Consider the following 6,000-nt stretch of genomic DNA (forward strand, 5'->3'; position numbering starts at 1 on the left):
TTTAGCGGAACTGATCAGCATGATACTCGGCGCGTTCTGTATTCGGCGTCCCTTTTCTTTCTGTTTTTCCGCGGTACGTCAGCCGGGAGGTCTTCGCAATGGGTGTCCCACTCAACGATGCCCAGGTGTTCGTCCACGGGGTGGGCACGGCGCTGCCGGGTCCCCCGGTCACCAACGAGGACATCGCCGCGCACTACGGAATGCCGACGGTGTGGCGGCAGTGGGTGGACGAGTTCATCGGGACGCGCAGCCGGCACCTGGCGGTCGATCTCGCCACGGGCAAGACCAGTCACACCCTCACGGATCTCGGGGAGATCGCCGCGCGCGGCGCGCTGGCGGACGCCGGGGTGGCGGCGGGTGACATCGACGTCGTGGTCATGAGTACGGCGACGCCGGATCATCTGGCCCCCTCCACCGTCAGCAGGATCGCCGGCCGCATCGGTATCGCCGGGGTGCCGGTCTACCAGCTCCAGTCCGGTTGCACCGGCGCCGTCCAGGCCCTGGAGGTGACCCAGGACCTGCTGAGGGGCGGGGTTCACCGCACGGCGCTCGTCATCGGCGGTGACACCAGCGCCAAACACACCAGCCCGGACGTCGACGCGGCGAGCGTACCGCTGGAGGTGCAGGTCAACGGGCTGATCTTCGGGGACGGGGTCGGCGCGGCCGTGCTCGGTACGGCGCCCGCCGAGGGCCGTCCGGTCCTCAGGCACGTGCACTCACGGCTGGTCGGCGCGGGCCGGGCACCGGGGCAGACCGTCTACTGGTTCGGCCGTGCGGTCTCCGGCGAGGACGGCGTACCGGCGTCGGAGGACTTCAAGGCGATCGAGACCACGGCGGCGCCGATGGCGGCCGATGCCCTCAAGCACCTTCTGCACGAGTTGAGTTGGGATGCCGAGCAGGTGCGGTACATCCTGCCCCCGCAACTGTCGGCGCGGATGACGGACCGTACGCTCTCCCATCTCGCCCTGCCCGGCACCGAACCCATCAGCCGGGTGACGGAGATCGGCAACACCGGCAACGCGATCCCGTACTTCCAGCTCGAACTGCTGCTGCCCCGACTGCGCCCGGGTGACCGCGCGGTGGGCATCAGCATCGAGGCCAGCAAGTGGATCAGATCCGGGTACGCGCTGGAGCAGCCGGCCACCGCCTGAAGCCACAGCCTGAAGCCGCGTCCGCCGGTCTCGTCCCCGCCTACCGGTCCCGCCTCTCCCCACCGGTCTCCCGTTCCGTCTCCGCGCAGCCTGCCAGGAGTACGTCCGCCCGACAGAAGGAAACGTCCCGCATGACCACTTCCATCGACCCGACGATCCCGCTGACCTCCAACCCCGTCATCGACGCGCTCGTCGGCTCGTGGCGCGAGATCATCGACGCCGAGTACTCGGCGGGCGACACCCGGCTGCCCGATCTCGCCGTGCTGGCCCGCTCCACCGCGCGGGCGGTCGCGGCGGCCGTGCCCCGTCCGCTCGCGGAGATCTCGGCCCCGGACGCTCCTGACGAGCGCGGCGAACTCGTGCTGCTGGAGAAGGTGATCCAGGAGGTCGCCGACCGCGAGTACACGCCGCTGAGCCCCGAGGGGCCGAGCGTCGGGGACCTCGTCCTGGTGACGGAGAAGATCTACAACTCCGACCGCGAGGAGATCGGCGCGGACACCGGGCGGCTGCGGATCATCCGCAAGGACCCGGAGACGGGGCACCACTTCACGGTCTCGCTCGTCACGTCCACCGTGCAGGGCAACAAGCTGTTCGCCTTCGGCTACACCGAGATGGAGGCCCAGCTCGCCGGGGGCCGCACCACCATCCAGGTCGCCTGCTGGGACGGCCCCTGGGCCGGCATGAGCGGCACCCTGTCCTGGGTCATCAACTCGATGACGGCCGCCGAGTCGCGGTACGAGCTGCGCCGCTGACACCGGGCGTACGGTACGGGAAACACCGGAGCCGCCGGGGAGTGATCCCCGGCGGCTCCGGCGTTTCGGGACCCGCTCTCGCGACGGCGCTCCGGCGCCGGTGCTGGTACCGGTACCGGTGTGCCGCACGCACGCGGTGCGGGCGGGCGGCACACCGCGCGCTCACTCCAGGCCGAGTTCCTGCTCGATCAGGGCGAACATCTCGTCGTCGGTCGCGTCGTCCAGACCCGACTCGCGCTCCGAGGAATCGGCCTCGTCCAGCCGCCGCAGCAGTGTCCGCAGCCGCGTCTCCACCTCGGCGCGGGTCCCGGCGTCCGGCCGTACGGCCAAGGCGGCCTCCAGCCGCTTCAGTTCGTCCAGGACGGACGACGGCTCGGTCCCGGCCCCTTCGAGTCCCAGCTCCTCGCGCAGATGCGCGGCGAGCGCCTGGGGCGTGGGGTAGTCGAAGATCAAGGTGGCCGCCAGCCGCAGCCCGGTGGCCGCGTTCAGACGGTTGCGCAGCTCCACCGCGGTCAGCGAGTCGAAGCCGAACTCCTTGAACGTCCGGTCGGCCTCCAGCCCGTCCGCCGACCCGTGACCGAGTACGACGGCGGTGTTGCCGCGCACCACGGCGAGCAGTTCCTCCAGGCGCCGGGCCTCGGGCAGGGGCGTCAGCCGCTCGGCGAGCGACTGGCCGTCACCGCGCGCCGTCTCACCCGCCGCGGCGGCCCTGCGCACCGCGACCCGGACCAACCCGCTCAGCAGCGCGGGGAGTTCACCGCTCTCCGCCTGGCCGCGCAGCGCCGGAAGGTCGAGCGAGACGGGGACGAGCTGGGCGTAGGGGGTGCGCAGGGCGGCGTCGAACATCGCCAGCCCCGCGTCGGCGGCCAGCGGCGCGATGCCCTGCCGGGACAGCCGCGCGATGTCGGCCTGCCCCATGTGGGCGGTCATACCGCTGGTCTGCGCCCAGTAGCCCCAGGCCAGCGAAGTGGCGGGCAGCCCCTCGGCCCCGCGTCGGGCGGCGAGCGCGTCGAGGAAGGCGTTGGCGGCGGCGTAGTTCGCCTGCCCGGGGGTGCCGAAGACACCCGCGGCCGAGGAGAACAGGACGAAGGCGGCCAGGTCGGCGTCCCGCGTCAACTCGTGCAGATTCAGCGCCGCGTCGACCTTGGGCCGCAGGACACGGTCCAGCCGGCCGGTGTCCAGCGCGCCGAGCAGCGCGTCGTCCACGATGCCCGCCGCGTGCACGACGGCCGTGAGCGGCCGGTCGGACGGGACGGCGGCCAGCAGCTCCGCCAGTGCCCCGCGGTCCGCCGCGTCACAGGCCGCGACCGTCACCTCGGCGCCCAGCGCGGTCAGTTCCGCGCGCAGCTCGTCGGCGCCGTCGGCCGCGGGTCCCCGGCGGCTCGTCAGCAGCAGGTGCCGTACCCCGTGAGTGGTGATCAGGTGCCGGGCGAGCAACCCGCCCAGTACGCCGACACCGCCGGTGATCAGTACCGTCCCGTCCGGGTCGAGCGTGCGCGGCACGGTCAGCACCATCTTGCCGGTGTGCCGCGCCTGGCTCATGAAGCGGAACGCCTCGGGGGCCTCGCGCACGTCCCACGGCTGGACGGGCAGAGGAGTCAGGGCGCAGCTCTCGAACAGCTCACGCAGATCGGCGAGCATCTCCGCGATCCGGTCGGGGTCGACCTCACGCAGGTCGTAGGCGTCGTAGCGGATCCCCGGCCACCGCTCGGCGAGTTCACCGGCCTGCCGGATGTCGGTCTTGCCCATCTCCAGGAACCGGCCGCCGGGTGTCAGCAGGTCGAGTGAGGCGTCGGTGAACTCCCGTGCCAGGGAGTTCAGTACGACATCCACGCCCTTGCCGCCCGTCGTCTCCCGGAACAGCTCCGCGAAGTCCAGGTCCCGGGAGGACGCCGCGTGTCCGGCGTCCACGCCCAGGGACCGCAGCAGATCCTGCTTGGCCGGGCTCGCCGTCCCGAAGACCTCCAGCCCCCAGTGGCGGGCGAGCTGGATCGCCGCCATGCCGACGCCGCCCGTCGCCGCGTGGACGAGCAGCCTCTCTCCGCGCCGTACGCCTGCCAGGTCCACCAGACCGAAGTAGGCGGTCAGGAAGACGACAGGAATCGCCGCGGCTTGCTCGTACGACCAGCCGGACGGCATCCGGACCACCGTCCGCCGGTCCGTCACCGACACCGGGCCGAAGGCGCCGCCCAGGAAGAGCCCCATCACCTGGTCGCCCACGCCGAGGTCCGTGACCTCCGGGCCGACCTCAAGAACCACTCCCGCGCCTTCGCTGCCCATGATCGCCGCACCCGGGTACATGCCGAGTGAGATCAGCACGTCCCGGAAGTTCATTCCGGCGGCGCGGATCGCGACCCGGATCTCACCGGCGGCCAGTGGCTCGTCGGCATGGGAGGTGGGGATGAAGGCGAGCTGCTCCAGCGTGCCCGGACTGGTCGTCTCCAGTCGCCAGCCGTTGTGCGCCGGCGGTACGAGAGCGGAACCGGGCCCGGTCGGACGGGCGAGCCTGGGCACCAGCGCGGAGCCCTTACGGACGGCGAACTGCGGCTCACCGTGGCATACGGCGGCGCGCAGCGCCGGGACGAGAGCGGAGAGGGAGTCCTCGTGGCTGTCGAGGTCGACGAGCAGGAAGCGGTCGGGGTTCTCCGTGACCGCGCTGCGGACCAGGCCCCACACCGCGGCGGCGGACAGATCCACGGACTCGTCGCCGGTGCCGGTGGTGACGGCATCGTGTGTGACGACCACCAGCCGGGCGTCGGGGGTCCGGTCCCGCTCCTGCTCGGCGGAGAGCCAGCGCTGAAGCTCAGCGAGCACCTTCCCCGTCGTCTTCCGTACGGCGGCGGGGACCCCGTCCGCCGTACCGCCGGCCGTACCGTCCGCCTGAGCCCCGACCGGGGTTCCGACCGGGAGCAGGACGAACTCCGGACCGTCGCCGGTGCCGGAGGCGGCCACCACCGGGACACCCGCGCCTTCCAGCGCGGCCGTCAGGCCCCAGGAGTCGTCACCGAGCACCGCGCACAGGGGAGTTGACTCGCCGAAGGCGGTGGCAGCCGTGGTGGCGGTGGTGGCGAGACGGCCGGGGGTCCACTCCACGGTGTACGGAAGATCCGGCGTCGCGGCGGCCCGCGCGGCCTCCAGCCCCATGGCGGGCCGCAGGACCAGCGAAGCCACGGTGAGTACCAACTGCCCCGCCGGGTCCGTCACCTCGACGCGTACCGCGTCCTCACCGGCCGGCGTCACCCGTACGCGCACGGCCGACGCCCCGCTCCGGCCGAGGGTCACACCCGAGAGCACGAACGGCACCAGGACGCCGCCGTCGGCGCCTCCGAGCGCCGAGTGCAGAACGGCGTCCAGCAGCGCCGGATGCATACCGAACCGCTCGGCGTCCGCACGGACGGACTCGGGCAGCACGGCCTCGGCGCTGATCACCTCGCCCTCGCGCCACAACTCACGCACCCCGCGGAAGGCATCCCCGTACTCGTAGCCCCGGACGGCCAGATCGGCGTAGAACTCCTCGGCCGTGACCCGCTCGACGTCCTGGCCACCGGCCGGCGGCCACTCGAACCCGCCTCCGGTCACGGCGTCCGACCCCGTCCCGAGCACACCCTCGGCGTGCCGGGTCCACTCGTCGGCGTCCTTGGACCTGGAGAACACGGTCAGCGAGCAGCGCCCGGCGTCGTCCGCCTTCTCCACGACCACCTGGAGGCGCACCATCTCCGTTCCGTGCAGCACCAGCGGCGCCTTGAGCATCAGCTCCTCGACGGAATCGCATCCGACCTCGTCACCGGCCCGGAAAGCCAGCTCCAGGAAGAGCGCGGCGGGTACGAGGGTGGTGCCGGTGACGGTGTGGTCGGCGAGCCAGGGGTGGGTGCGGAGCGAGAGCGTGCCGGTGAAGGTGGTCGTCCGGTCCTCGGTGGCCGCGTCTATCGCTGCGCCGAGGAGTGGGTGGTTGGTGTGCTGGAGTCCGAGGGTGGTGGGGTCGCTGCTGGTGCTGGTGGGGGTGTTGAGCCAGTAGTGGTGGTGTTGGAAGGCGTAGGTGGGGAGGGTGGTGGGTTGGGTGGTGGGGGTGGGCCAGGTGGTGGGTGTGTTGTGGGTGT

General features: G+C 72.0%; 3 protein-coding genes. 2 read left to right on the forward strand and 1 reads right to left on the reverse strand.

Annotated elements, in window-relative coordinates:
* The first annotated feature begins 98 nt into the window (after positions 1-98).
* Both ACZ61E_RS31155 and ACZ61E_RS31160 read left to right on the forward strand, forming a co-directional pair.
* Positions 99-1,151, forward strand: coding sequence for a 3-oxoacyl-ACP synthase III family protein (locus ACZ61E_RS31155; RefSeq protein WP_469703622.1), 1,053 nt, complete (start codon positions 99-101; stop codon positions 1,149-1,151).
* Positions 1,152-1,282: 131 nt separating this feature from the next.
* On the forward strand, positions 1,283-1,903 hold the full coding sequence (locus ACZ61E_RS31160) for an allene oxide cyclase barrel-like domain-containing protein (protein WP_469703624.1): 621 nt from the start codon (positions 1,283-1,285) through the stop codon (positions 1,901-1,903).
* A gap of 162 nt (positions 1,904-2,065) precedes the next feature.
* Here the strand turns inward: ACZ61E_RS31160 and ACZ61E_RS31165 are convergent.
* Positions 2,066-6,000 (reverse strand): SDR family NAD(P)-dependent oxidoreductase (locus tag ACZ61E_RS31165; protein ID WP_469703626.1); only part of this gene is annotated, 3,935 nt, incomplete at its 5' end.

This window comes from Streptomyces sp. NPDC104581, assembly GCF_055583685.1.

Coding starts and splice junctions, on each gene's coding strand:
- ACZ61E_RS31155 (WP_469703622.1), top strand. CDS start 99: ATGGGTGTCCCACTCAACGATGCCCAGGTGTTCGTCCACGGGGTGGGC.
- ACZ61E_RS31160 (WP_469703624.1), top strand. CDS start 1,283: ATGACCACTTCCATCGACCCGACGATCCCGCTGACCTCCAACCCCGTC.